This window comes from Shewanella sp. BJSY2023SW005, from assembly GCF_047314585.1.
Lineage (GTDB): Bacteria > Pseudomonadota > Gammaproteobacteria > Enterobacterales > Shewanellaceae > Shewanella > Shewanella algae.
The window spans coordinates 92,819-116,123 of record NZ_JBKORJ010000026.1 but is presented as its reverse complement, the minus strand read 5'-3'; the positions used below and the strand labels follow the sequence as shown (position 1 = coordinate 116,123).

The 23,305-nt window shown below is 52.6% G+C and carries 27 protein-coding genes; 8 read left to right on the top strand and 19 right to left on the bottom strand.

Annotated features, from left to right (window positions below; all coding sequences use genetic code 11):
- Window positions 1-133 precede the first annotated feature (133 nt).
- Window positions 134-1,399, bottom strand: a complete 1,266-nt coding sequence (rho, locus tag ACMHXI_RS08300) for a transcription termination factor Rho (protein WP_025011562.1) — start codon at window positions 1,397-1,399, stop codon at window positions 134-136.
- A gap of 212 nt (window positions 1,400-1,611) precedes the next feature.
- Window positions 1,612-1,938, bottom strand: a complete 327-nt coding sequence (gene trxA, locus ACMHXI_RS08295; protein ID WP_025011563.1) for a thioredoxin TrxA — start codon at window positions 1,936-1,938, stop codon at window positions 1,612-1,614.
- Window positions 1,939-2,091: 153 nt separating this feature from the next.
- On the opposite strand from trxA, the gene rhlB reads away from it, so the two are divergent.
- Window positions 2,092-3,405, top strand: a complete 1,314-nt coding sequence (rhlB, locus tag ACMHXI_RS08290) for an ATP-dependent RNA helicase RhlB (RefSeq protein WP_025011564.1) — start codon at window positions 2,092-2,094, stop codon at window positions 3,403-3,405.
- On the top strand, window positions 3,406-4,335 hold the full coding sequence (locus ACMHXI_RS08285) for an exopolyphosphatase (protein ID WP_025888238.1): 930 nt from the start codon (window positions 3,406-3,408) through the stop codon (window positions 4,333-4,335). It abuts the gene before it with no gap.
- Window positions 4,336-4,421: 86 nt separating this feature from the next.
- Here the strand turns inward: ACMHXI_RS08285 and ACMHXI_RS08280 are convergent, their stop codons facing one another.
- The 13 genes from ACMHXI_RS08280 to rraA form a co-directional block, all read right to left on the bottom strand.
- Entirely contained in the window at window positions 4,422-4,958 is a 537-nt protein-coding gene (locus tag ACMHXI_RS08280) for a thioredoxin family protein (RefSeq protein WP_028781367.1), read from the bottom strand.
- A 203-nt stretch (window positions 4,959-5,161) separates the two neighbouring features.
- Window positions 5,162-6,172, bottom strand: coding sequence for a porphobilinogen synthase (gene hemB, locus ACMHXI_RS08275; protein WP_025011566.1), 1,011 nt, complete (start codon window positions 6,170-6,172; stop codon window positions 5,162-5,164).
- Complete coding sequence (locus tag ACMHXI_RS08270) at window positions 6,169-8,070, bottom strand: diguanylate cyclase (protein WP_123117031.1); 1,902 nt, start codon at window positions 8,068-8,070, stop codon at window positions 6,169-6,171. Before ACMHXI_RS08270 ends, hemB begins: the two co-directional genes overlap by 4 nt.
- Complete coding sequence (locus tag ACMHXI_RS08265) at window positions 8,063-8,866, bottom strand: TatD family hydrolase (RefSeq protein ID WP_109247129.1); 804 nt, start codon at window positions 8,864-8,866, stop codon at window positions 8,063-8,065. Before ACMHXI_RS08265 ends, ACMHXI_RS08270 begins: the two co-directional genes overlap by 8 nt.
- Entirely contained in the window at window positions 8,863-9,366 is a 504-nt protein-coding gene (locus tag ACMHXI_RS08260) for a hypothetical protein (RefSeq protein ID WP_144190978.1), read from the bottom strand. Before ACMHXI_RS08260 ends, ACMHXI_RS08265 begins: the two co-directional genes overlap by 4 nt.
- Before the next feature lie 48 nt (window positions 9,367-9,414).
- On the bottom strand, window positions 9,415-10,170 hold the full coding sequence (gene tatC, locus ACMHXI_RS08255; protein ID WP_025011570.1) for a twin-arginine translocase subunit TatC: 756 nt from the start codon (window positions 10,168-10,170) through the stop codon (window positions 9,415-9,417).
- Between the two features lie 10 nt (window positions 10,171-10,180).
- Entirely contained in the window at window positions 10,181-10,588 is a 408-nt protein-coding gene (tatB, locus tag ACMHXI_RS08250) for a Sec-independent protein translocase protein TatB (RefSeq protein ID WP_028781365.1), read from the bottom strand.
- A gap of 6 nt (window positions 10,589-10,594) precedes the next feature.
- Window positions 10,595-10,840, bottom strand: coding sequence for a Sec-independent protein translocase subunit TatA (gene tatA / locus ACMHXI_RS08245; protein WP_025888247.1), 246 nt, complete (start codon window positions 10,838-10,840; stop codon window positions 10,595-10,597).
- Window positions 10,841-10,899: 59 nt separating this feature from the next.
- Window positions 10,900-12,549, bottom strand: a complete 1,650-nt coding sequence (gene ubiB, locus ACMHXI_RS08240; protein WP_025011571.1) for a ubiquinone biosynthesis regulatory protein kinase UbiB — start codon at window positions 12,547-12,549, stop codon at window positions 10,900-10,902.
- Window positions 12,546-13,178 carry an SCP2 domain-containing protein gene (locus ACMHXI_RS08235; RefSeq protein WP_044735309.1) on the bottom strand — a complete coding sequence of 211 codons (633 nt, stop codon included), beginning with the start codon at window positions 13,176-13,178 and terminating at the stop codon, window positions 12,546-12,548. The genes ubiB and ACMHXI_RS08235 overlap by 4 nt, the downstream gene beginning before the upstream one ends.
- Window position 13,179: 1 nt before the next feature.
- Window positions 13,180-13,935, bottom strand: a complete 756-nt coding sequence (ubiE, locus tag ACMHXI_RS08230; protein WP_025011572.1) for a bifunctional demethylmenaquinone methyltransferase/2-methoxy-6-polyprenyl-1,4-benzoquinol methylase UbiE — start codon at window positions 13,933-13,935, stop codon at window positions 13,180-13,182.
- Between the two features lie 270 nt (window positions 13,936-14,205).
- A complete protein-coding gene (locus ACMHXI_RS08225; protein WP_025888250.1) occupies window positions 14,206-15,228 on the bottom strand; it encodes a formimidoylglutamase in 1,023 nt (340 codons plus the stop codon).
- A gap of 108 nt (window positions 15,229-15,336) precedes the next feature.
- The gene (rraA, locus tag ACMHXI_RS08220; RefSeq protein WP_025011574.1) at window positions 15,337-15,822 is read right to left on the bottom strand and encodes a ribonuclease E activity regulator RraA; all 486 of its coding nucleotides are present in this window, start codon (window positions 15,820-15,822) and stop codon (window positions 15,337-15,339) included.
- A 334-nt stretch (window positions 15,823-16,156) separates the two neighbouring features.
- Between rraA and ACMHXI_RS08215 the strand changes: the two genes are divergently transcribed.
- From ACMHXI_RS08215 to ACMHXI_RS08205, 3 genes are all read left to right on the top strand, one after another.
- On the top strand, window positions 16,157-16,399 hold the full coding sequence (locus ACMHXI_RS08215; protein ID WP_028781361.1) for a YgjV family protein: 243 nt from the start codon (window positions 16,157-16,159) through the stop codon (window positions 16,397-16,399).
- Window positions 16,400-16,520: 121 nt separating this feature from the next.
- Window positions 16,521-17,033 carry a phosphatase PAP2 family protein gene (locus ACMHXI_RS08210; RefSeq protein ID WP_025011575.1) on the top strand — a complete coding sequence of 171 codons (513 nt, stop codon included), beginning with the start codon at window positions 16,521-16,523 and terminating at the stop codon, window positions 17,031-17,033.
- Window positions 17,034-17,042: 9 nt separating this feature from the next.
- Window positions 17,043-18,137 carry an MJ1255/VC2487 family glycosyltransferase gene (locus ACMHXI_RS08205; protein ID WP_144164019.1) on the top strand — a complete coding sequence of 365 codons (1,095 nt, stop codon included), beginning with the start codon at window positions 17,043-17,045 and terminating at the stop codon, window positions 18,135-18,137.
- 43 nt (window positions 18,138-18,180) lie between these two features.
- On the opposite strand, the gene ACMHXI_RS08200 is transcribed toward ACMHXI_RS08205, so the two are convergent.
- From ACMHXI_RS08200 to ACMHXI_RS08185, 4 genes are all read right to left on the bottom strand, one after another.
- Window positions 18,181-18,561, bottom strand: coding sequence for a gamma-butyrobetaine hydroxylase-like domain-containing protein (locus ACMHXI_RS08200; RefSeq protein ID WP_025011577.1), 381 nt, complete (start codon window positions 18,559-18,561; stop codon window positions 18,181-18,183).
- Between the two features lie 156 nt (window positions 18,562-18,717).
- The gene (gene fre / locus ACMHXI_RS08195) at window positions 18,718-19,416 is read right to left on the bottom strand and encodes an NAD(P)H-flavin reductase (RefSeq protein ID WP_025011578.1); all 699 of its coding nucleotides are present in this window, start codon (window positions 19,414-19,416) and stop codon (window positions 18,718-18,720) included.
- Between the two features lie 65 nt (window positions 19,417-19,481).
- Window positions 19,482-20,963, bottom strand: a complete 1,482-nt coding sequence (ubiD, locus tag ACMHXI_RS08190) for a 4-hydroxy-3-polyprenylbenzoate decarboxylase (RefSeq protein ID WP_054744491.1) — start codon at window positions 20,961-20,963, stop codon at window positions 19,482-19,484.
- Window positions 20,960-21,094: a hypothetical protein gene (locus ACMHXI_RS08185; protein ID WP_256873028.1), complete on the bottom strand. Its 135-nt coding sequence runs from the start codon at window positions 21,092-21,094 to the stop codon at window positions 20,960-20,962. Before ACMHXI_RS08185 ends, ubiD begins: the two co-directional genes overlap by 4 nt.
- Window positions 21,095-21,179: 85 nt before the next feature.
- Between ACMHXI_RS08185 and ACMHXI_RS08180 the strand changes: the two genes are divergently transcribed.
- The 3 genes from ACMHXI_RS08180 (at window position 21,180) to ACMHXI_RS08170 (ending at window position 23,264) form a co-directional block, all read left to right on the top strand.
- Window positions 21,180-21,689: a hypothetical protein gene (locus ACMHXI_RS08180; RefSeq protein ID WP_413734644.1), complete on the top strand. Its 510-nt coding sequence runs from the start codon at window positions 21,180-21,182 to the stop codon at window positions 21,687-21,689.
- Window positions 21,686-22,348: an SDR family NAD(P)-dependent oxidoreductase gene (locus ACMHXI_RS08175; RefSeq protein WP_413734642.1), complete on the top strand. Its 663-nt coding sequence runs from the start codon at window positions 21,686-21,688 to the stop codon at window positions 22,346-22,348. The genes ACMHXI_RS08180 and ACMHXI_RS08175 overlap by 4 nt, the downstream gene beginning before the upstream one ends.
- A 79-nt stretch (window positions 22,349-22,427) precedes the next feature.
- The gene (locus tag ACMHXI_RS08170; protein WP_260851828.1) at window positions 22,428-23,264 is read left to right on the top strand and encodes a thermonuclease family protein; all 837 of its coding nucleotides are present in this window, start codon (window positions 22,428-22,430) and stop codon (window positions 23,262-23,264) included.
- Window positions 23,265-23,305 lie beyond the last annotated feature (41 nt).

Genomic DNA, 23,305 nt, shown 5'->3' with positions numbered 1-23,305 from the left:
AAGTTGCATAAAAAAATCCGATGACATGGGGTCATCGGATTTTGATCCTTTCAGTGAGATCGTCAAGCGATCTGTCTTAACTGATCGGCATTAGCTCTTGGAGTGGCTTTTTTATGGTTTACTAGTCAGTCGATCAAGACTTGGTGCGTTTCATCGCAGTGAAGAACTCTTCATTGGTCTTGGTCATTGCCAGCTTATCGATCAAGAATTCCATCGCGCTGACTTCATCCATTGGATTGAGGATCTTACGCAGGATCCACATCTTCTGCAGCTCATCCGGTGTAGTCAGTTTCTCTTCACGGCGGGTACCACTGCGGTTGAAGTCAATGGCAGGGAACACTCGCTTCTCGGCGGCCTTGCGTGACAGATGCAGTTCCTGGTTACCTGTACCCTTGAACTCTTCGTAAATTACTTCGTCCATCTTGGAGCCGGTATCGATAAGCGCAGTGGCGATAATGGTCAGACTGCCGCCATTTTCGATATTACGGGCTGCACCGAAGAAACGCTTGGGTCTGTGCAGTGCGTTGGCATCTACACCACCTGTCAGTACCTTGCCTGATGAAGGCACAACTGTGTTGTAAGCACGAGCCAGACGGGTGATAGAGTCCAGCAGAATCACTACGTCTTTCTTGTGCTCAACCAGGCGCTTGGCCTTTTCGATAACCATCTCTGCAACTTGTACGTGACGGCTTGCAGGCTCATCGAAGGTGGAAGCGATCACTTCGCCCTGAACCAGACGCTGCATTTCAGTCACTTCTTCAGGACGTTCGTCGATCAGCAGCACCATCAACACCACTTCAGGGTTGTTGTAGGTGATGGACTGGGCAATATTCTGCAGCAGCAGAGTCTTACCGGCTTTGGGTGGCGCAACAATCAGACCACGTTGGCCCTTACCCACGGGTGAGCAGAGATCCAGAATTCGGGCGGTGATATCTTCGGTGGAACCGTTACCGCGTTCCATACGCAGACGTTCTTCTGCATGCAGTGGGGTAAGGTTTTCAAACAGGATCTTGTTGCGGGAGTTTTCAGGCTTGTCGAAGTTAACTTCGTTGACTTTCAGCAGAGCAAAATAGCGTTCGCCTTCTTTTGGGGGACGTATCTTGCCAAAAATAGTGTCACCCGTTCGCATGTTGAAACGACGGATCTGGCTTGGAGAGACATAAATATCATCGGGACCGGCCAGATACGAACCATCGGCACTGCGCAGGAAACCAAAACCATCCTGAAGTATCTCCAGAACGCCTCCACCGAAGATGTCTTCACCACTCTTGGCGTGGGCTTTCAATATAGAGAAGATGATATCCTGCTTGCGGGCACGAGCCATATTCTCCAGCTTCATTTCTTCGGCCAGTGCGACTAAGTCTGCAATAGACTTGTTTTTTAATTCAGTTAAATTCATTTTTGGTGGGTCTTGTTTCACGCGACAAAGCTTACGCGCTCAATCTCTCAAATTGGACTTGATGGATGTTGATTGAACAGCGAGAAGTGGGTTAGTAGAAAGAATCTGGTTATTAAAGTAGCACTATCAGGACAGGGCGTCCAGAAGTTTAACTGAACCCGGCACATTTTTATTTCGGGGCGTGCCGGGTGTCACTTATTTGATTTGAGTGATCAAATCTGGGCGTCGATGAACTCTTTCAACTGAGTCTTGGACAGGGCGCCAACCTGATTGGCAACCAGTTCACCGTTTTTGAACAACAGCAGAGTTGGGATACTGCGAACACCGTATTTAACAGGTGAAGCGTTGTTCTGATCTATGTTCAATTTGGCGATGGTCAGTTTGCCGGCGTACTCTTCGGCAACATCGTCCAGGATTGGAGCGATCATTTTGCATGGGCCACACCACTCGGCCCAGAAGTCTACCAATACAGGCAGTTCTGATTTCAGGACGTCATTTTCAAAGCTGTCGTCGCTCAGGTACACAATTTTATCGCTCATGATGTTCTCCAGTTGGGTTGCCATTGCTGGTCTGTTAATGGCTTAACCTGTATATTGGGTTGGATTAACGGCAATTCAAGTCACCGTTTTTTTCTTGTCGCTATTTCAAACGATCGAGTATCTTATTGCAACCCTAACTGGTATGCTTGCGCTATGAGCGAAACACATTTATCCCAACAAAAATTTGCCGAACTGCCACTCCATCCTGAAGTAATTCAGGCACTTGCAGAAAACGGTTTCGAATATTGTACGCCTATTCAGGCGCTTTCCCTGCCGGTACTTTTGCAGGGCAAAGATATCGCCGGTCAGGCGCAGACAGGTACGGGCAAGACCCTGGCCTTTCTGGTAGCAACTTTTAACCACTTACTTTCTACCGACATCCCCGCAGAACGCCAACTTAATCAGCCCAGAGCCATCATCATGGCACCAACCCGGGAATTGGCGATTCAGATAGCCAAAGATGCCACCTTGCTGTCCAAACACACCAAACTCAAGGTGGGGATTGTCTATGGCGGCGAAGGCTATGATGCCCAGCGCAAGGTGCTGGACAAGGGCGTGGATATCCTGATTGGTACTACAGGACGCATCATAGATTACGTGCGTCAAGGAGTTATCAACCTCAGCGCCATTCAGGCCGTAGTGTTGGATGAAGCGGATCGCATGTTCGATCTGGGCTTTATCAAAGACATTCGTTTCCTGTTCCGCCGCATGCCGGATGCCAAAGACAGGCTCAACATGCTGTTCTCGGCAACCCTGTCGATGAAGGTGCAGGAGCTGGCTTATGATCATATGAATGATCCGGTCAAAGTCGAAATTGCACCGGAAGAGAAGACCTCAAAAAACATCAAGGAAGAGCTGTTCTATCCTTCGATGAAGGACAAGATCCCACTGCTGCTTACCCTGATAGAGGAAGATTGGCCGGATAAGGCGATAGTCTTTGCCAACACCAAGCATCAGTGTGAGAACCTCTGGGGCTGGCTCGAAGGTGATGGTCACAGAGTCGGTCTGCTGACTGGTGATGTGCCGCAGAAGAAACGTCTTAAGATCCTGGAGTTGTTCACCAAGGGTGATCTGGATATTTTGGTGGCCACAGACGTAGCGGCCCGTGGCCTGCATATTTCTGATGTGTCCCATGTCTATAACTTCGACCTGCCTGATGACTGTGAAGACTATGTTCACCGTATCGGTCGTACCGGCCGTGCCGGTGCCAAAGGGGTTTCAGTCAGCTTTGCCTGTGAAGAATACGCCCTCAACCTGCCGGCTATCGAAGACTATATCAAGCACTCGATTCCGGTAACTTCTTACGATGCCGAAGCTTTGCTCGATGATATTCCAGCACCGGTTCGTATTCATCGTAAGCATGCCGGACCACGTAATACCCGTGATCGTGGCCAGGGACGTCCTCAGGGAGCCCATCGTAGCGGCGGTCGTCCGCCTCGTCACGACAGGACCCGCAGACATTCCTGAATGCCAAAACCCGCCTACGCAGCCATAACCCTTGGCTCCAATAGCTTCAATATGCTGGTTGCCCGCACTGTCGGCGGCCAGCCCAAGGTTCTCGCCAAATACAAACGTAAGGTGAGGTTGGCCGAGGGAATCGAGGCCGATGGCAGTCTCAACCTGGCGGCATTCGAACGTGGCCTCGATTGCCTGGCCATGTTTGCCAATATGCTCGTGGAGCATCAAGTCGATGATGCCAATGTGGCCGTCATTGCTACCGCAACCCTTCGCTGTATCAGCAATGCCGATGAATTCAATCGTCGTGCTTTGCAAATATTAGGTCACCCGATAGAGATCATCTGTGGTATGCGCGAAGCCGAACTTATCTATCAAGGCATGGTGGCGACCACTCATGGTGAAGGGCGACGCCTGGTGATAGATATAGGTGGCGCCAGTACCGAGTTTATTGTGGGTGACGGTGAAAAGGTGCTGTTTAAAACCAGCCTGCCCATAGGCTGTGTCACCTACAATCAATGCTTTTTCACCTCAGCTCCCCTGCAACCGCTGGACTTTGACGATGTGAGAGACAGGGTGGATCAGACCTTGGCTGAACACAAATCGACTTTGAAAGCGCTGGGCTGGCATTCGGTGGTCGGCGCTTCCGGAGCAGTGCAGTCAGTGGTTGAAGTGTTGCAACACAGGCAGGAATCGGAAACTCTGACCCTGACGGTGTTGGAATCACTGAAGCAGGAGTTGTTGGCTCAGGAGAGCCTGACTCTGAATGGGATCAGCGGTCTGTGTCCCGAGCGGGCACCGACCTTTGCATCCGGTATCGCTATTCTGCTGGCGCTGTTTGAACTGCTGGGTATTGAACGCCTGCATTTATCCGGCGGCGCTTTGCGCGAAGGGGTGTTGCAGATGTTGGCCAAAAGGCAGTCTTTAGCACCGGCACAGTAAAAAGGACCTTCACCAGGTCCTTTTCTCATTTTTGGCTGCTACGGCCCGAGTGCACCATAGGTTACCCGGCCTAGTGGCTTGAAAGATTACTTGAGGATCTTGGCCAGATCCTGCTCCAGAGAGACTTCCGGGCGTTCAACGATACGGCCAATCTCTTTGCCATCCTGAAGCACAATAAAGGTTGGGATCCGCTGGAAGTCATATTGGGCGGCCAGGCCCTCCGGATCCTTTTTCTGGCGATCCACCCCGATATAACGCACCTGGATATTAGGGTTGGCCACTTGCTCCATGATACGGATAAAGCGTGGTGTTTCTCTATGGCAGTCCGGGCACCAGGTACCTATGATGACTACAATTTCTGTAGCTTTATCGACGGCTTTTATTGGGGCCAAGGCATCTGTCTCTACCTGATAACTCTGGTAGCCACTGCTGAATTCGGGTAATTCTGTCACCAGTTTCTGCGCTTCGACTGCGCCCGTTAAGATCACTTCCTGTTTCTCCTCGCTGCAGGTGGCGATAAAGCCTTCCTGTTTGTCTTCGAAACCACAACCGCCATTGGCCATAACCTGGCAACTGAAGAATAACGCGGTGGTGGCGAGTAACGCTTTTACATTCTGGTGCATCATACTACCTCGGGTGGGGTGACTCCATACCCTGATTCAACCATTGGTGAGGGATATGGCAAAGAGACAAACACTATGTATGTTAGCAAGATCACTAAATAATTTTGATCTGAACCAACAGGGGAGTCAGCGGGGGAATTAACTCATGCCGGGAATGGGGCAAATACAAAAAAGCCGCCTTGAAGGCGGCTTTGGAGTTCAATTTACTTGGCGTCTTTCAGCCATTGGGCGGCTTGCTTGGCAAAGTAAGTGAGAATGCCATCGGCGCCTGCGCGTTTGAAGCACAACAGAGATTCCATCACTATGGCTTTTTCTGCCAGCCAGCCGTTTTGAATTGCTGCCATATGCATGGCGTATTCACCGCTGACCTGATAGGCAAAAGTCGGCACACCCAGCTCGGTTTTGACTCTGCGCACTATATCCAGATAAGGCATGCCTGGCTTCACCATTACCATATCGGCACCTTCCTGGATATCCAGGGCGACTTCATGCAATGCTTCGTCCGAGTTGGCCGGATCCATTTGATAACTGTGTTTGTTGCCGCCTTTGAGGTTGCCGGCAGAGCCGACCGCATCGCGGAAGGGGCCATAATAGTTAGAAGAATACTTGGCGCTGTAGGCCATGATCTGGGTGTTGACATGGCCGGCGGCTTCGAGTGCCTGACGTATGGCGCCTATGCGACCATCCATCATGTCTGAAGGAGCCACCATATCGGCACCGGCAGCGGCGTGGGACAGCGCCTGCTTCACCAGAATTTCAGTGGTGACGTCATTGATAATATAACCGGTCTCATCGATGATGCCGTCCTGTCCATGGGTGGTGTAGGGGTCCAGCGCGACATCTGTCATCACGCCCAGCTGAGGGAACTCTGCCTTGAGCTCACGAACGGCTCTTTGCACTAAACCATCGGGATTGTAGGCTTCTTCGGCCATCAGGGACTTTTTCTCCGCCGGTGTGACGGGGAATAGGGCAATCAAGGGGATCCCCAGCTCTACCAGCTCTTCGGCTTCCTTGAGCAGCAGATCTATGCTGTAACGCTCAACGCCCGGCATGGAGGCCACCGACTCGGTACGTTTGTTGCCTTCGAGCACAAACATGGGGTAGATGAGGTCATTGACCGTCAACTGGTTTTCAGCCATCAGGCGGCGGCTGAACTCATGCTTGCGCATACGGCGCATACGACGCTGTGGGTAGGCACTGGTAATTATGTTCACTTTGGGCTCCTGGCTGGATCTGAAAGGGTATCTTGCTCGGGATCGAAGGCGTAGACCCGATCCCTGCCTGAATTCTTGGCACGATACAGCGCCTTGTCGGCTTGCTCCAGCAACTGGGTGATGTGCATGTCCGACTCTATGATGGCGACGCTGACGCCGATACTTGCCGTCAGAGGGATAGTCTGTTTATCCCAACTGACATCCAAGGCCGAGATGGCGTGACGTATCTGTTCTGCCACTCTCAAGGCCCCGCTAGTATCAGTATTGGGCAATATAATAGCAAACTCCTCACCGCCAAAACGTGATACCAGATCACTTGGACGCCTGAGGATATTCTTGAGGGTATCGGCAATACTCTTAAGGGTTTGATCGCCGGCCAGATGGCCATGTTTGTCGTTAATGGTCTTGAACCTGTCTATGTCCAGCATCAGCAGTGCCAGCGGCGTCTGTTGCCGACGGCTGATCCGCCCTTCGGCCTGCAGACGCTTGTCGAAGGTGGAACGATTTTTAACTCCGGTAAGGCTGTCTATTGTGGCCTGCTCGGTGAGCTTCTGGTTGGCTTCGTTCAGCTCTCTGAGCGCGATTTCCAGCTCCAGAGTGCGCTCTTGCACCATACGCTCCAGCTTCTCGTTGCTCTCGGCTTCCATCCTCAGGGTTTCTTCCCTGGCTTCGCGGATCCGCTCTGCCTGTTTCAGGGCTTCCTGCTGAATTCTTTGCTTGGCCTTGCGCTCATCGTTGTAGCGTATTGCCAGCACTGCTGCCATAAACACCACTTCGAAAGTGAGCCCCAATAACACTGGCGTTTGTGGCATCAAGGGCAGTTTGATAAGACCCAGATACATGAGACAGGAGACGAAGATCCCCAGCGTCATTCCACTCCAGGAGACGGTGTAGAGCTTGGCGAGTTTATTGCCACGCATCGCTTGCAGGATACTGAAAATCAGCAACATTAAACTCACTGACATCACTGAGATTATCTCAATATAGATGGCGAGTGCATAATCGATAAGCACAGTCGCGAACATCAGCAGTATGGCGCAGGCCGCCGTGTAGCGACAGGCCCTCAACATGCGAATGCTGTGATATTTGAGCTGTAATACCTTCTCGGTAAAGAGGATCCCAAAGGCGATAACCAGAGGAACCAACAAAGGGATCACATACTGTTGCAACTGTGGCACATTGGGCCATAGGTAGCGAAATGCCGTGCCATTGATGCAGGCAACCAATAGGGTCATTGTGAGCACATAACCGGCGTAATAGCTGTAACTGAAGGAGCGGGTAGTCACTGCAATGAACAGTGCAAACAAGCCTATAGCGGCCAGGGCACCTAACTGTATGCCATTGAGCATATTGCGGGTTTCATGGCTTTGCAGTAGCGCGTATGGCTCCCAGAGGTGAATAGGCAGATAGCTGCTGCCGGCCGTGGTCAGCTTCAACCAAAATTGGTGCTGTTCCTGCTGCCTGATGTCAAAGGCGTAGAGGAAGTCGGTACTCAATATGCTTCTGTGGCCAAAGGGTTGGGTATCTCCCAGAGTCAACTGACGTTTGAGACGACCATTGACGTAGTGGTAAACCTCCAGCCTGTCCATACTGGGGTTATTGAAGGCCAATATTCTGTTGAAACTGCCGGGTTCATCGGCGTAGAGGCTAAAGTTGAACCAGAGGCCATCGGTTCCCATGTCGACAAAGCTGTAGTCATTCGCTGGGTGCCAGGCTGAATCCGGCAGGTTGAGCACCTGGCTGAGGCGACTATCTGGGCCTTGCTCTGTTACTCGGGCACTGGGGCGCAAGTCCGAATCCAGCCCCTTTGAGGCTGAAACTTCGACGCTGGGCTCGGCGTTAACCGCCAGAGATAGCAAACTACAGAAGAGCAGCAGTACAGAGTAAGCATTAGCCATGGGTGCTCTCCAGCTTAAAGAAACGCAAGCTGTTGCTATAGCACTGGCGTGCCAGACTGTCCAGCGACTGACCGCGGATGTCGGCGACAGCCTGGGCTATATAAGGCAGATATTTGGGCTCATTGCGGCCGGATTTGGGCTTGGGTCTCATGCTGCGTGGCAGTAGATAGGGACTGTCGGTTTCCAGCAATAATCTGTTATCCGGGATCAAGGGCAGGGCGTTTACCAAGTCCTGCCCCCGGCGTTCATCACAAACCCAACCTGTCACGCCCAGGTACAGATCTCTGGCAATATAGTCCTCGGCCTGTTTGGGGCCGTCGGTAAAGCAGTGCAGTAGCGCCGCCGGTAGTGCTTCCAGATAGTCGTCCAAAATAGCCAAAAAGTCATCATGGGCATCGCGCTGGTGCATCAGTACCGGGTATTGTAGTTCTGCCGCCAGTGTCAACTGGGCCTCAAAAGCCTGGCGCTGCTGCCGGCGCGGCGAAAAGTCCCTGTTGTAGTCCAGACCGCATTCCCCTATGGCAACGACTCCAGGTTGCCTGGCCAGTTGCCTCAGTTCGGCGGCGCTCTCTGTCTGCCACTGGCTGGCATGATGGGGGTGGACACCAGCTGTGGTGTAGATTTTTTTGGGGTATTGTCGGCAAACCTGGATGCAACTTCGGCTTTCATCCAGATGGCTGCCAATAAGGATAAGCGGCGAGACACCTTGGTCCGCCGCTTCATTGATAACTCGATTGAGATCTTGTTCCAGGTGGCTGCCAATCAGATTGACAGCGATATCCAGGTATTGATTCACTGCAGACGCTTGACCCTGATAGTGCTGTTGCGCCCTTCAGTTCCCAACAGGAATGAGCCTAAGGCGGCTTTTTCGATATAAACTTTCTGCCCGGATTCCAGGCGGAAATTGCGGCTGTCGGTTTGTTTCCAAACCTGACCGTTACTGAAGCTGATCTTGAGGGCACCATAGGGGTCTTTACCGACCTTGCTGATGGTCAGGAAAATCTTCGCAACTTCGTTTTTCTTGCTGGCCTGGATAGTGGATTCCAGGTTGTCGGCACCGAAGTCGGCCACAGGATCGGCCTGGACACTCTTGGCCACAGGCGCAGCGGCAACCACTGCAGCCTCTGTAGGGGTGACTTTTGCATGGGTGACTTTGGCAGCCAGCTCATCGTAACAGATGAGCCGGTCAAGCTTGTCAGATAGGGAGGCACACTGAGCCAATTGCTGTTCTATTCCGGCCTGAGCCTGAAAACAAAGCAGTGCAGCAGTAGAGGCAGCAATCCAGGTTAAACGCATGAATATCATCCTTCTTTTATTCTTGTTTTTACCCTTGCTGCCCGCTGATTACGCTTGCTTTTCTTCGGTCTCGTCCTCGTCTGATTCATCCGAAGCCTTGCTGTAAAAACGGGCAGCCAAGAGTCCGCCCTCAAACAATAACAGCATTGGCACGGCCAGCATAGTCTGAGAAATAACATCCGGAGGTGTCAGTAACATGCCCACCACAAAAGCGCCGACAACGATATAGGGGCGTTTGGCTCTTAGGTCTTCCGGAGTGGTGACACCGGCCCAGCACAGCAAAATCACGGCGACCGGGATCTCGAATGCCAAACCAAAGGCAAAGAACAGCTTCAGAATAAAGCTCAAATAACTGCTGATATCGGTCGCAACCTGAACCCCTTCCGGAGCCACACTGGTAAAGAAACCGAATACAACCGGGAACACCACATAGTAGGCAAAGGCGATCCCCAAATAAAATAGCAGAGTACTGCTGAACAATAGCGGGACTACCAGACGTTTTTCATGTTTATACAGTCCGGGCGCAACAAAGGACCAGATCTGATACAGCACATAGGGTACAGCAATGAAAAAAGACAGTACCAGCGTCAGTTTAAAGGGAGCGAAAAACGGTGCGGCCACATCCGTTGCAATCATGCTGCCGGTATCCGGCAGTGACTGCATCAATGGGATCGCCATGTAGTGATAGATGTCGTTTGCCCAGTAAACCAGGGCGATAAACACGATGAGCACACTTGCTATAGCTCTGAGCAGTTTAGTGCGCAGTTCCAGCAAGTGGCTGATTAATGGCTGCTGTTGCGACATGCTTTACCCATTATTTAGTGTCAGTACCTGTCGGCTTGGGAGCCGTCTCGGTGGCAGGTGTCTTCTCCTCGACAGCGGCTTCTGCCTTGGGTGCTTCCTGGGCTGGAGATTTGCTGTCTTCAACCTGATAAGGACGGTTGACCGATTGGGCCGCCTCTCTCAGTTGGTCGATAGACTCCTGCAGTTCGGGAGACAGATTGCTGAGGCCCTTGCTCTCGGCCTTCTTCAGGTCTGCATGTAACTGCTCGATCTTGAGCTCCTGCTCAAGTTCATCTTTGACCGAATTGGCCATGCGTTTCATGGCACGGATCCAACCGGTAATTGAACGTACCGCTACCGGGAGACGTTCGGGGCCGAGAACGACCAGCCCCAATACCCCGATGAGCAGCAGCTCCATAAAGCCGATACCATCGAACATAGGGAATTACGCCTGTTCTTTGTCCTTGGATTCTGGCTTCTTATCAGCCGCCTGTGCTTTGGGGTCTGCCTGAGTGTTCTGTGCAGAAGTGTCCTCGATGGCCTTCTTGTCATCCTCACTGGACATGGCGTTCTTGAATCCCTTGACTGCTCCGCCGAGGTCGCCGCCCAGTGAACGCAGCTTCTTGGTGCCGAACAGCAGCACTACAATTAACGCGATGATGAGAAGTTGCCAAATACTGATACCACCCATGAAGGTTTCCTCTTAGATAATCTTGGTTCAATTATGAACCTTTAATTAAAATGTACTAATTAAAATTTCTTAATTTTGGGCCTGGATCGCCATCCAATAAACCACAGGATTGCTCCGGCTCCCATACTGACATAGGAAGGCCACAGTGTAGCGTCCTGACTGAGTGAAATCGTGCCACAGATCAACAAAATTGCGGATGTGATTAACAAATAATTGCTCTTGTGCGCTTTCTGCTGGTGCTTCAGATATTTGTCCAACATCTGCTGCTGAGCTCCAAGGAGATTTCGCCCCAGCTTCAGATTGTCATATATCAGCTCCGGAAACTCTGGAAGTTTATCAGACCAGAAGGGCAATTGTGTTTGCACTTTTTTGAACATTGCCTTTGGACCGACCTGTTCGGCCATCCACTGTTCGAGGAAAGGCTTGGCCGTTTGCCACAGATCCAACTGAGGATAGAGCTGACGTCCCAAGCCTTCGATATAGAGCAAGGTCTTTTCCAGCAAGACCAACTGTGGCTGTACCACTATGTGGAAGCGGCGAGCGGTACGGAACAGTTCCAGCAGCACATGGCCGAAGGAGATCTCATCCAGCGGCTTGTTGAACATAGGTTCACACACCACTTTGACTGCTTGCTCGAAGGCCTGAATGTCGGTATCGGCCGAAACCCAACCGGATTCCACATACAGCTGGGCGATACGGCGGTAATCACGATTAAAGAAGGCAAGGAAGTTTTCCGCCAGATAGCGTTTATCCGTGTCGTTGAGCGTTCCCATGATGCCGCAGTCCAGACCAATATAGAAAGGATCTTCCGGGTGCTCGCGGGAAATAAAGATGTTGCCCGGATGCATGTCGGCGTGGAAAAAGTTATCGCGAAATACCTGGGTAAAGAAGAGTTCCACCCCACGCTCGGCCAGTAGCTTGAGGTTGGTACCCTGGGCCTTGAGCGCGGCAACGTCCGAAACCGGGATCCCCTCGATGCGCTCCATCACCATCAGCCTTGGATAGCACAGCTCTTCATAAACATAGGGAATATAGAGGGCGTTGGAGTCGATAAAATTGTTGCGCAGCTTGACCGTGTTGAGCGCTTCCAGTTTAAGGTTGAGCTCTCCCAGAATGGTAGTGCGGTAGTCTTCCACCACTTCGGCCGGGCGCAGGCGATTATCCGGGCCGAGAATGGTTTCCAGCAGATTGGCACTCTGGCTCATCAGTTGCAGGTCGGCGAGAATGTTTTGCTCTACATTGGGGCGTAATACCTTGAGAACCACGGGCTTGCCGTTGGACTTGAGCGTTGCCGTGTGCACTTGGGAAATAGATGCCGAGGCCAGCGGGGTATCGTCAAAGTCGTCAAACAGGGTTTCTATGGGGGCCTTGAGTTCGGCTTCAATGGCTTCCCGCGCCAGCTTGGAGTCAAATGGCGGGACTCTGTCCTGCAACATGGCCAATTCATGGGCCCATTCATCGCTGAGCAGATCGCGACGGGTGGAGAGCATCTGGCCGAACTTGATATAAACCGGCCCCAACTCTTGCATGGCCAGTTTCAGCCGTTCACCACCGGCCTTGGATTTATGTTTGTTACGCAGCCAGAACAGACTGCGGCGCCAGAGTTTGAAGTACCAAGGGGTCAACTTTTTCGGCAACAGCTCGTCCAAACCATAATGCAGGGCAATGCTGATAACCTGATATCCTCTCTTGATACTGGCGAAACTCATGGGCTTTTCTTGTCCTTCAAATTGGCGAGTCGTTGTTCCAGAGCGTCCGTGGCGGCCGCAAGCTCGTCAATTTTGTCGCAATGGTGAATAAATTCAAGCCGATGAGGGGCTAATCTGTACTCTTCGGTGGTTAATTGCGCCAGATGGGATTGGGTCTTGTTAAAAACCCGGCTTAAATCTGCCTTGGCTCGCTGCAGACCACTTAACAATATATGAGTCGGGGCATCGCCCAGATACCGGGACAAAGGCTCGGCAAAGTCAAACCTGACCTGCTGCAGAAAATGGCTGAATGTTTGCAGCAAGGCGAGTTCCCCTTCGATTACCAGCTTATCTTGTTTGATAAGCTCGGTGAGGCTTTCGCCTTCGCCCAGGCGGTAGAGGGTGGTGGCATCGGCCTTGACGGTAACCGCTGCCTCACCTTCATAGCTGGAAAGCACCTGAATTTTTTTGGCAAACACTAAATAAAGCGGCCAGTTCAGTTGACTGAGTTGCAGACACAGGACTTTACCGTGCAGCGATTTCAACCGGGCATATTCGCCCTCGGCTTGGTCGGTGACTTTCTCTAGCGCCATCTCCAGAGCGGCGCAGCACAGCAGCCGCCACTGGGATGTCAGGCTCAGCTCATTCATCTCAGAACTTATAGCCTCGGTGCAGAGCCACTACGCCGTCGGTCATATTGATGTAATCCACCTGCTCCAGGCCGGCATCTTGCATCATCTGTTTCAGGGTTTCCTGATCCGGGTGCATACGGATGGACTCGGCCAGGTATTCGTAGCTGTCGGCATCTTTGGCAACCAGCTGACCCATCTTTGGCAGGATCTTGAATGAATACAGATCGTAGGCCTTACGCATGATCTCATGCTGTGGCTTGGAAAACTCCAATACCAACAACTTACCGCCTGGCTTGAGCACACGTTGCATGGAGCGCAGCGCCGCGTCTTTGTCGGTCACATTACGCAGGCCAAAGGCGATGGTGATGATATCGAAGTGATTGTCCGGGAAGGGCAGTGCTTCGGCGTTGGCCTGTACATAACTGACGTTGCCCACTATGCCCTTGTCGCGCAGCTTGCTGCGACCGACTTTGAGCATGGAATCATTGATATCCGCCAGGATAACCTGACCCTTGTCACCCACCAGGTGAGAGAACTTGGCGGTCAAATCACCGGTACCACCGGCCAGATCCAACACCTTCATTCCCGGACGGGCACCGGCGCACTCAATGGTGAAGCGTTTCCAGAATCTATGGATACCAAAAGAAGCAACATCGTTCATGATGTCGTATTTAGTGGCAACGGAATGGAAGACTCCGGCTACCAGGTCGGCCTTCTTATCGGCTTCGACAGTTTTATACCCGAAATGTGTACTCTTTGGTGAGTCTTCAGACATCAGTGTATTCCTATGACTAGCTCGTAGTGCAGCGAGTGTAAGCTATTGGTACAGCTTGCTGAATCTTTGCGCGGCCAAGCTGTGATCGCCGCAGTAAAAAATGCTGTTGGCCCCCAGGCCAGACTGCGCATTAGACCACAATATCCGCCGGGGGTGAATAGCCCCAGCCGCCATAGTATTCCCTATTGCGGCTGAACTTCGCTAAGCCGTCCTGCCTATTTGAGCACGGGCAAGCTTGGCGGTGCTAAAGCGAAAAGAGTGTGGCAGTGTTCAGACCTGTTTGGCCTGTAGATAGGCGTAAATCAGTTCGGCAAGGCACTGACCGACGGCCTTGTAGCCGGCGGCTAAACCTGCGTCGTGGCATGCCGGGGCGCCTTCGGCCAGATGCAGATAAACACTTGGGGTGTGGCGCGCCATATGGCTGACGTAATGTGCCGCATCCAACAACGGAATACCGGCAACGGTTGAGGCACTGGATGGCATCTGGGTTATGGCATCCAGATCCAGCTCTATGGCGACCGGTAGACCTGTATGACGCAGCTGGCGGGCAATGTCGCTCAGTGCCTGTTCTAAACTCAGCTCGCGACGTACCCAAATCTGCTGCAGGCTGTGCCAACTGCCTCCAAATGCCGTAAGTTGTTCCAGATTGGCTTCACTGTTTTTCAGTTCATGCAGCCCGAGCACGTGATAATGCCCCAGGGCGCCGTTGGCCGCGGCATAACTGAAACCATTGCCACTGTGGCGGCCTTCACGCAACCTGAAGTCTGAATGAGGATCCAGATTGACCGCCGCCAGCGGCTTGGATAATGCCGCCCGGGCGGCGCTGAGTAAGCCAAAGGCGTTGTTGTGGCCACCGCCGATGACGATGGGCTCAAGCCCGGCGGCAAAAACCGGAGTCAGGGCTTCGATGACCTGCTGATCCAGAGACTCCACCTCTTGTCTGAGTTGCTGACAATCATTGGCAGCATTGGCAACCGGGGTGATTTCCCCCAGCAGCAGGCATTCTTCACCACTTAAAAAGCGGTTGGACTGCAGATTAAGCAGCGCCGGCAACATGGCGGCAAAGGCCTGGTTGGCACCGCCTTGCCCTAGATTAGCCCTGGGCCCAAGGTCCTCCTTGATTCCGATAATGGCAAAACGGGCGCCTGCGGCTTTGGCCTGGGTCAGCGCATCCATATAGCTTGCCGCGCCTGGCAGCAGGCGCACTTTCTGACCCAGACGGGTTTCACCTTCTCTGGGGCTGAAAGATTGAGCCAGCTTGGCTTGCGTGATGGGGGAGAGCGGCAGTTCCATAGAATATCCCTTTCTCTGACGGGGCAAGAATAGCCTCTATTCTGGCCGAGGCTGAGCAAAAGGCAACAAAAAAGCCGGCAGAGGCCGGCTTTTGTGCAGAGGTCGTTATCAGTCGATATCCAAAGGCTCGGGAGAAAGAATCACCCCAGTGTTATCGGCATAGATATGATCGCCAGGCAGGAAGGTGACGCCACCGAAGTTCACCGGAATGTCCACTTCACCAATGGCATTGCCATCGGCACCAACAGGAATGGAGGCCAAAGCCTGGATACCTATATCCAGCTCTTCGAGGGCATCGACATCGCGCACGCTACCGTAAACGATAATGCCTTCCCAGTTGTTGTTGACCGCAACCTCGGCAATCGAGGCATCGATCAGCGCCCGGCGCAGAGAACCACCACCGTCTACCAGCAGAACCTTTCCTTCGCCATCGTCCTGCAATACATCGAGAATGAGGCCGTTGTCTTCGAAACACTTGATGGTGCTAATGGAGCCGCCAAATGAACTACAGCCACCGTAGTTGCTGAACATGGGCTCGACGACATCGACAACATCCAGGTACATGTCACAAAGTTCTGAGGTGTTGTATTCCATATTTACACTCCTGTTGAACCGCAGGGTCTGACAAGACCGCGGGATAACGCACTGAGTGCCAGTATATAAGGGATTCTTGAAAAGAAAAGTGTTATCAATCACGGTATTGCTGGATTTTCTCTCCGTTAACATTTGCGTGGTAATATTTCGTAACTCCTGTCTATATATGCAGCGTTTTTTGATGCAGCTCATTAAATAACGTATTTTTATTACAACTCTGTTGTGACTTTTGTTAGCATTGGCACCATTCAAACTTACTTAACTTTAACCTGCTTTAGGGGCACGGATCCCCCGTCAGGCTTATGGACGGCAGAGGGCCTTAATGAGGTGCCTTATGGAAGCTCTTAACACAGTTGAAATCGTTGGCTATTTTGCCTCCATCATGGTGGCCATTTCACTGATGATGAAGGACATTATCTGGCTGCGTTGGATCAACTTTACCGGTTGTACCCTGTTTGTGATTTACGGTGCAGCTATTTCTGCCTGGCCGGTAGCGGGGATGAACGCCTTTGTGGCTTGTATCAACATCTATCATTTGATCAAAATCTATCGTGGCCGGGCTACTGTCACTGCCTGATGTCATAAAAGCTTAGGGCAGGTGTCACCTGTCCGTCACACCCCTTGACTAGGCTCTTTACTGCTACACAGATTGGAGCCCTTGACCCGGCTCCTTACTGTCCACAGAAGGAGCCTCAGCCATGTTTACCTACCTTGCTGAACTCGATCTTCGAACCTTTCGCGCGCTGACACAATTTGGCCGCAAACATGATCTGGAAGCCAGCGCCCTCAAGTTTTCTGCATCGGGTAATGGTCCGCTTTACCTGTGTCTGGCGCTGCTTATGTTGCTGGAGCAGGATGGACAGCGCTTCTTCGCTTTGTTGCTGTTGGCGTATGCCGTGGAATTGCCTTTGTACCTGTTACTCAAAAATGCCATTCGACGTAAACGCCCATGTCATCAGGTTCTGGTGGGCTTCAGGGCCAGCTTTGAGCCCTCTGACAAATTCAGTCTGCCGTCCGGCCATACGGCGGGTGCCTTCGTGTTTGCCAGTGCGGTATGGCAAATTTACCCGCAGCTGGCAGTGCCGGCATTTATCTGGGCTGGCCTGGTTGGGGTTTCCAGAGTGTTTCTCGGTGTTCACTACCCTCTTGATATCTTGGCCGGTGCCCTTTTGGGCTGCAGTGCCACTCTCATAGCAGTAGTTTGGATATAAGGACTATCAATGCGGATACTTTACGGCGTTCAGTGCACAGGGAATGGCCATTTAAGTCGCGCCAGAGTAGTAGCCAAATCCTTGGCAAAGCACGATATTCAGGTTGATTATTTCTTCAGTGGTCGCCAGCCGGAGCAGTTTTTTGATATGCAGGCCTTCGGCGATTACCGGGTCTGTGCCGGGCTGACCTTTGTGACTCAAAAGGGACGGGTCAGCATCCCCAAGACACTGATGCACAATTCCGCCATTGAGCTTTGGCGAGACATTCGCGAGTTGGATCTCAGTGGCTATGATCTCTTGCTCAATGACTTTGAGCCGGTTTCGGCTTGGGCCGCCAGGCGTCAGGGAGTGCCCAGCATAGGCATTAGTCATCAGGCTTCCCTCAAATACCCTGTGCCCAAAGTAGGAAACTCCTGGTTCAACGACTGGTTGCTGGAAAACTTCGCTCCCGTGGATCAGGCATTGGGGTGTCACTGGCATCACTTTGGTTATCCGATATTGCCGCCCTTTGTCGATGTCAGCCGCTGCGCCGTGGAACATTCGCACGATATTTTGGTGTATCTACCGTTTGAGAGCCCACAAGCTATCGCCGAATTATTGCACCCTTTCCATGACTACCGTTTTATGGTGTATCACAGCCAGGCGGCGCCAGTTGCTTTACCTGAGCATATTCTGTGGCATGGTTTTGATCGTGAAGGTTTCAAGGCCGATCTCGCCAGCTGCGGTGGGGTGATAGCCAATGCCGGATTTGAACTGGCCAGTGAAGCCCTGACCCTGGGTAAAAAGCTCTTGGTTAAACCCTTGCTTGGGCAGTTTGAACAGCTGTCGAATGTGGCCGCCCTGGAGCTGCTGGCAGCGGCCGACAGCATGATGACGCTGGAGCCGCAAACGGTGAAACGTTGGCTCAAACGGGGTAGCCCTGAGCCGATTAACTACCCGGATGTGGGCGATCTGCTGGTGCCTTGGCTGTTGGCCGGCAATTGGCAGGACAGCCAATCGCTGTGCCGGGAGCTATGGCAGCAGGTGACATTACCCGACACCTGGTTTTCCAAGCAGGATGCCAGGGCGCTCAGCGGGCTGCCTTTGGGCTCGCTGATCCGCTAGCAAAGGTACGAATAAGTCCTCGTGGAATCTGTTCGCACCTTCCTCAGTTATATTTGATATTCATGCTGATCAGGGCTTCACGGCTGCCCTTTTCGGCACGCAGCCGAGCCAGATATTGTTCCCAGAGTTCGGTGTGTTGGGTGCAGAGCTGGTGCAGTATCTGCCAGGAATAGAGGCCGGTATCATGGCCGTCGTCGAAGACCAGCTTCACCGCATAATTGCCGACCGGCTCAATGGCGCTGATGTTGACCTCTTTCTTGTGAGTCACCAGCTTGGGGTTGCCATGGCCGTGTACTTCGGCCGATGGAGAGTGAACCCGCAGAAATTCGCAGCTCAGCTGATACTGACTGCCATCATCGAAGCCTATCTCGAGCAGTTTGGATTTACGCTTCAGTTTCAGTGATGTGACTTGAGGATGACTCATGGGAACTCCATTGTGTCCGGGGTTTCTGTGTATCTGTTTATTCTATGTCAGAGCGCTGGGACTGTGCACCCCGATGGATGAGAGCTGACACACATTAATGGTGGCAAAAAATAGCGGCCGCTGGCAGCGGCCATTATTGGATAAAGATGAAGACAGTTATTTGATAAAGGCGAATGCATCGCCGTAGAGGTGGGCTTCATCCAGTCCCATCTCGCGGAACAGCTCCCGCGCGGCACCGACCATGTCGAAACGACCGGCAATATAGATGTCATAGCCCACCAGGCTGACAAAGTCCGAGCGTATCTGCGCCAGCAGATTGGCCTGTTTTCCTTGCCAGTCGGCCTCGGCCTGTTCTACTACCGGCACGAAGTGCAACCAAGGGTGCGCTTGATGCCACTCTCTGGCGATGGCTTCGTAGTACATGGCTTCAGGATTGCGGCAGCCCCAATAGAGTAGGGTTTCAACCTTTTGCCCCAGGGCGATTTGCTGCTCTACCAGGCTCTTGATATAGGAGAAGCCTGTACCACCGGCAACCAGCAGTCTGGGCCTGATACTCTGGTGTCTGAGGAAGGCTTCACCGCCCGGAGCTTCGATATCGATATGGCTGTTGTTTCTCAGCCGCTCGACCACTTGCATGGGATAGCTCTCGCTGACGGCTGCGCCTATGTGAAGTTCTATGAGTTCGCTGCCGGGAGCCGAAGCTATGGAGAAGGGACGCTTGTCTTTCTCACCCATTACCACACACAGGTATTGACCGGCTTTGAACTCCAGCGGTTTTTCGGGGCGCAGCAATACTTGGTACACAGCGTCATTGAATGGGGCAACTTTCTCTATCTTACAGCGGATGCTATTCATCGAACTTCCTTTTTACCTCTCTGTTGAAGGCTTATTTTAATAATGGCTAAAGCAGTTATTGCGGATTATAGGGTAGCTTGGTCTTCTATGCCCAACTGCTCCCAAATCTCGTCCACTCGCTGTTTAACCTCTTGGTCCATCACTATTGGGGTGCCCCATTCGCGGTTGGTCTCACCTTCCCACTTATTGGTGGCATCCAGGCCCATCTTGGATCCCAGTCCCGCCACGGGTGACGCGAAATCCAGATAGTCAATGGGTGTGTTGTCTATCATCACAGTGTCGCGGCTGGGATCCATCCGAGTGGTTATGGCCCAGATAACGTCCTGCCAATCGCGGCAATTCACGTCTTCATCGACTATGACAATAAACTTGGTATACATAAACTGACGCAGGAAAGACCAGGCTCCCATCATCACCCGCTTGGCATGGCCGGGATATTGTTTGCGGATGGAGATCACCGCCATCCGGTAAGAACAACCCTCCGGTGGCAGGTAAAAGTCGACGATTTCCGGATACTGCTTGCGCAGGATAGGAACGAAGACCTCATTGAGTGCAACCCCGAGCATGGCCGGTTCATCCGGTGGTCTTCCAGTGTAGGTGCTGTGGTAGATGGCGTCTTTTCTGTGACTGATATGGGTCACGGTAAACACAGGGAAACTGTCGGTTTCATTGTAATAACCTGTGTGGTCACCGTAGGGGCCTTCCACCGCCATCTCCTCGGGATCGATATAACCTTCGAGAATGATCTCACTGGTGGCCGGCACTTCCAGATCGCAACTCAAGGCCTTGACCACTTCGGTGCGCTCACCGCGCAGCAGTCCGGCAAAAGCATATTCACTCATGGCATCGGGCACTGGAGTGACGGCACCGAGAATAGTGACAGGGTCGCTGCCCAGAGCCACTACCACAGGATATTTTTCACCTGGGTGCTGCTGCTTGAAGTCGGCAAAGTCCAATGCCCCGCCTCTGTGTGACAGCCAGCGCATGATCAGCTTGTTTTTGCCCAGCAGTTGTTGCCGGTAGATCCCCAGATTCTGGCGTTTCTGTCTCGGCCCTTTGGTGATGGTCAAACCCCAGGTTACCAGTGGTGCAACATCGCCGGGCCAGCAGTGCTGAATGGGCAGGGCGGTCAGGTCGACCTGATCGCCTTGCAACACCACCTCCTGGCAAGGGGCGTTACGCACTGTCTTGGGCGGCATGTTCAGCGCTTGCTTGAACATGGGGATCTTGGCAATGGCATCCTTGAAGCCCCTGGGTGGCTCGGGCTCCTTGAGAAACGCCAGCAGTTCGCCCACGTCCCGCAGCGCCATGGGATCATCCTTGCCCAGCGCCATGGCGACCCGCTTCGGAGTACCGAAGAGGTTCACCAGCACGGGCATCTGTTTGCCCTTGGGATTTTCAAACAGCAGGGCCGGGCCACCGGCACGCAGCACCCGATCGGCTATTTCGGTCATTTCAAGATAAGGATCAACCGGATAGCTGATACGCTTGAGTTCACCCTGACTCTCGAGGTGATCGATAAAACTGCGTAAATCCTTAAAACTCATGTGGAAATAGCCTCGCTGCCGAATGCATTAATGGCGCGCACTATAGCATTAATCCCGGCAGCGGTTAACTGCTGTCGCATGGGGGAGCAGAGACAAACAGGCGCCCCTTGGCTGAATGCACGCTGAGTCATCTTTATTTCTCCTGCGATTCACTGATGAATCCGGGCGCCAGCCGTAGTAGCATGAAAGCTGCGGGCCTTGAAGCCTGGAGGCTATATGAAACGAGCATTTTTCCTGAGTCTGATACTGATGAGTTTGCCACTGGTGGCTGCTGCCAGGGATAACTCCCATGCCGAGCGCCACTATCAGGGTGATATTCATAGAGGAGATGACAACCGCCGGCATAACCATGGCTCACGAAGTCATTGGGGCCTGTATTGGGGCGTTAACAATCCCTGGCTATCGCCCTGGCGCTACGACCCGTGGAATCGTTGGCAGTGGGATGATCCTTGGTACAGAGATCGCTGGCAGCGCCCCTATGTATATCGCAGGCAACCCAAGCCGGAGCCTGTGGTAGTGGCGCCACCGCAGCGAGTAACGACTCACTTTGAAACCTTGGCCGATACAGGGAGTCGTGCCAGCCTACCGGCCAATGCCAGGGTGATACAACAGGGTAATCTCACCTTGTATCAATGGCAGGGCAAAACCTATCAATTTGACTGGCAAAGCCAAACCTATCGGCCTCTGTCACAGTCCCCATCTGAAGTCGGAGAACAAAGCAAATGAAATTGATCACCGGGGCCAGCGGTGGCTTGGGGGCAGCGCTGGCGAGGCATTATCATGCTGAAGGTGCGTCCTTGTTGTTAACCGGCCGCAGCGAACAGAGGCTGCAACAATTGGCGGCAGAGTTGCCTGGTGTCAGTTGCCAAGCCACAGATTTAACCAATCCGCAAGCGATTGAGGCTCTGCTCGATACCTTGGGCGAGGCCCCCGAAATGCTGCTGCACTGTGCCGGCAGCGGCCGCTTCGGTAACCTGGAAACTCAGTCACCGGTCGAGATAAAGACCCTTATCGACAATAATCTGCTGTCCACTCTGTTGCTGCTCAGAGCCATGTTGGCCCGTTGGCGGCAAGAGTCCATGACACTGGTGATTGTCATGTCTACCGCGGCGCTGCAACCCAAGGCCGGAGAGAGCAGTTACTGCGCGGTAAAATGGGCCGTCAGAGGCATGCTGGAGTCCCTGCGCTTGGAACTCAAGGGCAGCAAGATAAAACTGATAGCTGTCTACCCCGGCGGAATGGCAACCGGGTTCTGGCCCAGCAGCGGTAAATTGGTGGATACGTCGAGCTTTATGACTGCCGATGAAGCCGCAGCCATGCTCAGTCAGGCCTTGCAAAGTTGTGCCCACGGTTATGTTTCGGATATCACCTTGACCCGGGGCTAGGGGGCAACGTTAAGAGTTAAAAAGGATTTTGACCGTGATTCCACTCAGCCAAGAGGCAATTACAGCCAAGGGAGGCGCCATGATATCTCAATGGCACAGTACTAACTCAGGATCTGGCTTTGGGCGTCATTCATGCATAATTAAATGTCTGTTGCTGCTGGGCAGTTTGCTGTCTTTGGGATTGGCGCAGGCCAGCACAAGCGGCAATCTGTGCATTCCCTATACTGCCAGCGAAAAGGTTACACTCGCCTATATCAATGATGGCGATACCCTTACACTCAAAGATGGCCGCCTGATACGCTTGATAGGTGTCAATGCCCCCGAGATAGATCATCAGTATCCCAGTCTCTCTCAGCGCTACAGTCTGGAGGCCAGGGCCTTTGTCGCCTCTAAGCTCAAAGCGGGGGACGAGCTGGCGCTGATGTTTGGCCCAACCAAGCTGGATCCCTATGGTCGCACTCTGGCCTATGTCTTTACTCCGGATGGTTTATTGTTGCAGCAGGAACTGCTGCAACAGGGTTTTGCCATGGCCAGGGTCTATCAGGAACATCCGTTTTGGGAATGCTTTGCCAAGCTGGAGCAGCAAGCACGAACTCAGAGTACAGGTTTGTGGGTGTTTGACGACTATGCCCCCAAGGCGGTTTCGGCTATCGGCCAGCAGGATTTAAATCAGTATCGGCTGGTCAGAGGTGTGGTGACAGATTTTGAAAGAAAGGGACAGTATTTGTGGCTTATTCTGGATAATAACTTCTATGTCGGCATACCTCAGGCCGGATCTGGTAATTTTAGCAACCTTTTAGCGCTGAACTCGCTTAAAAGAGCCGTTATAGTGCGGGGTAAGTTGTATTTTTCCTACAAAAAATGGCAGATAATCGCCACTCATCCATCACAGATAAGTTTGGAAAATCCCCCTTAGAAGCAAAATGCCTGACTTAAGCGGAAAATTTCTATCTCACT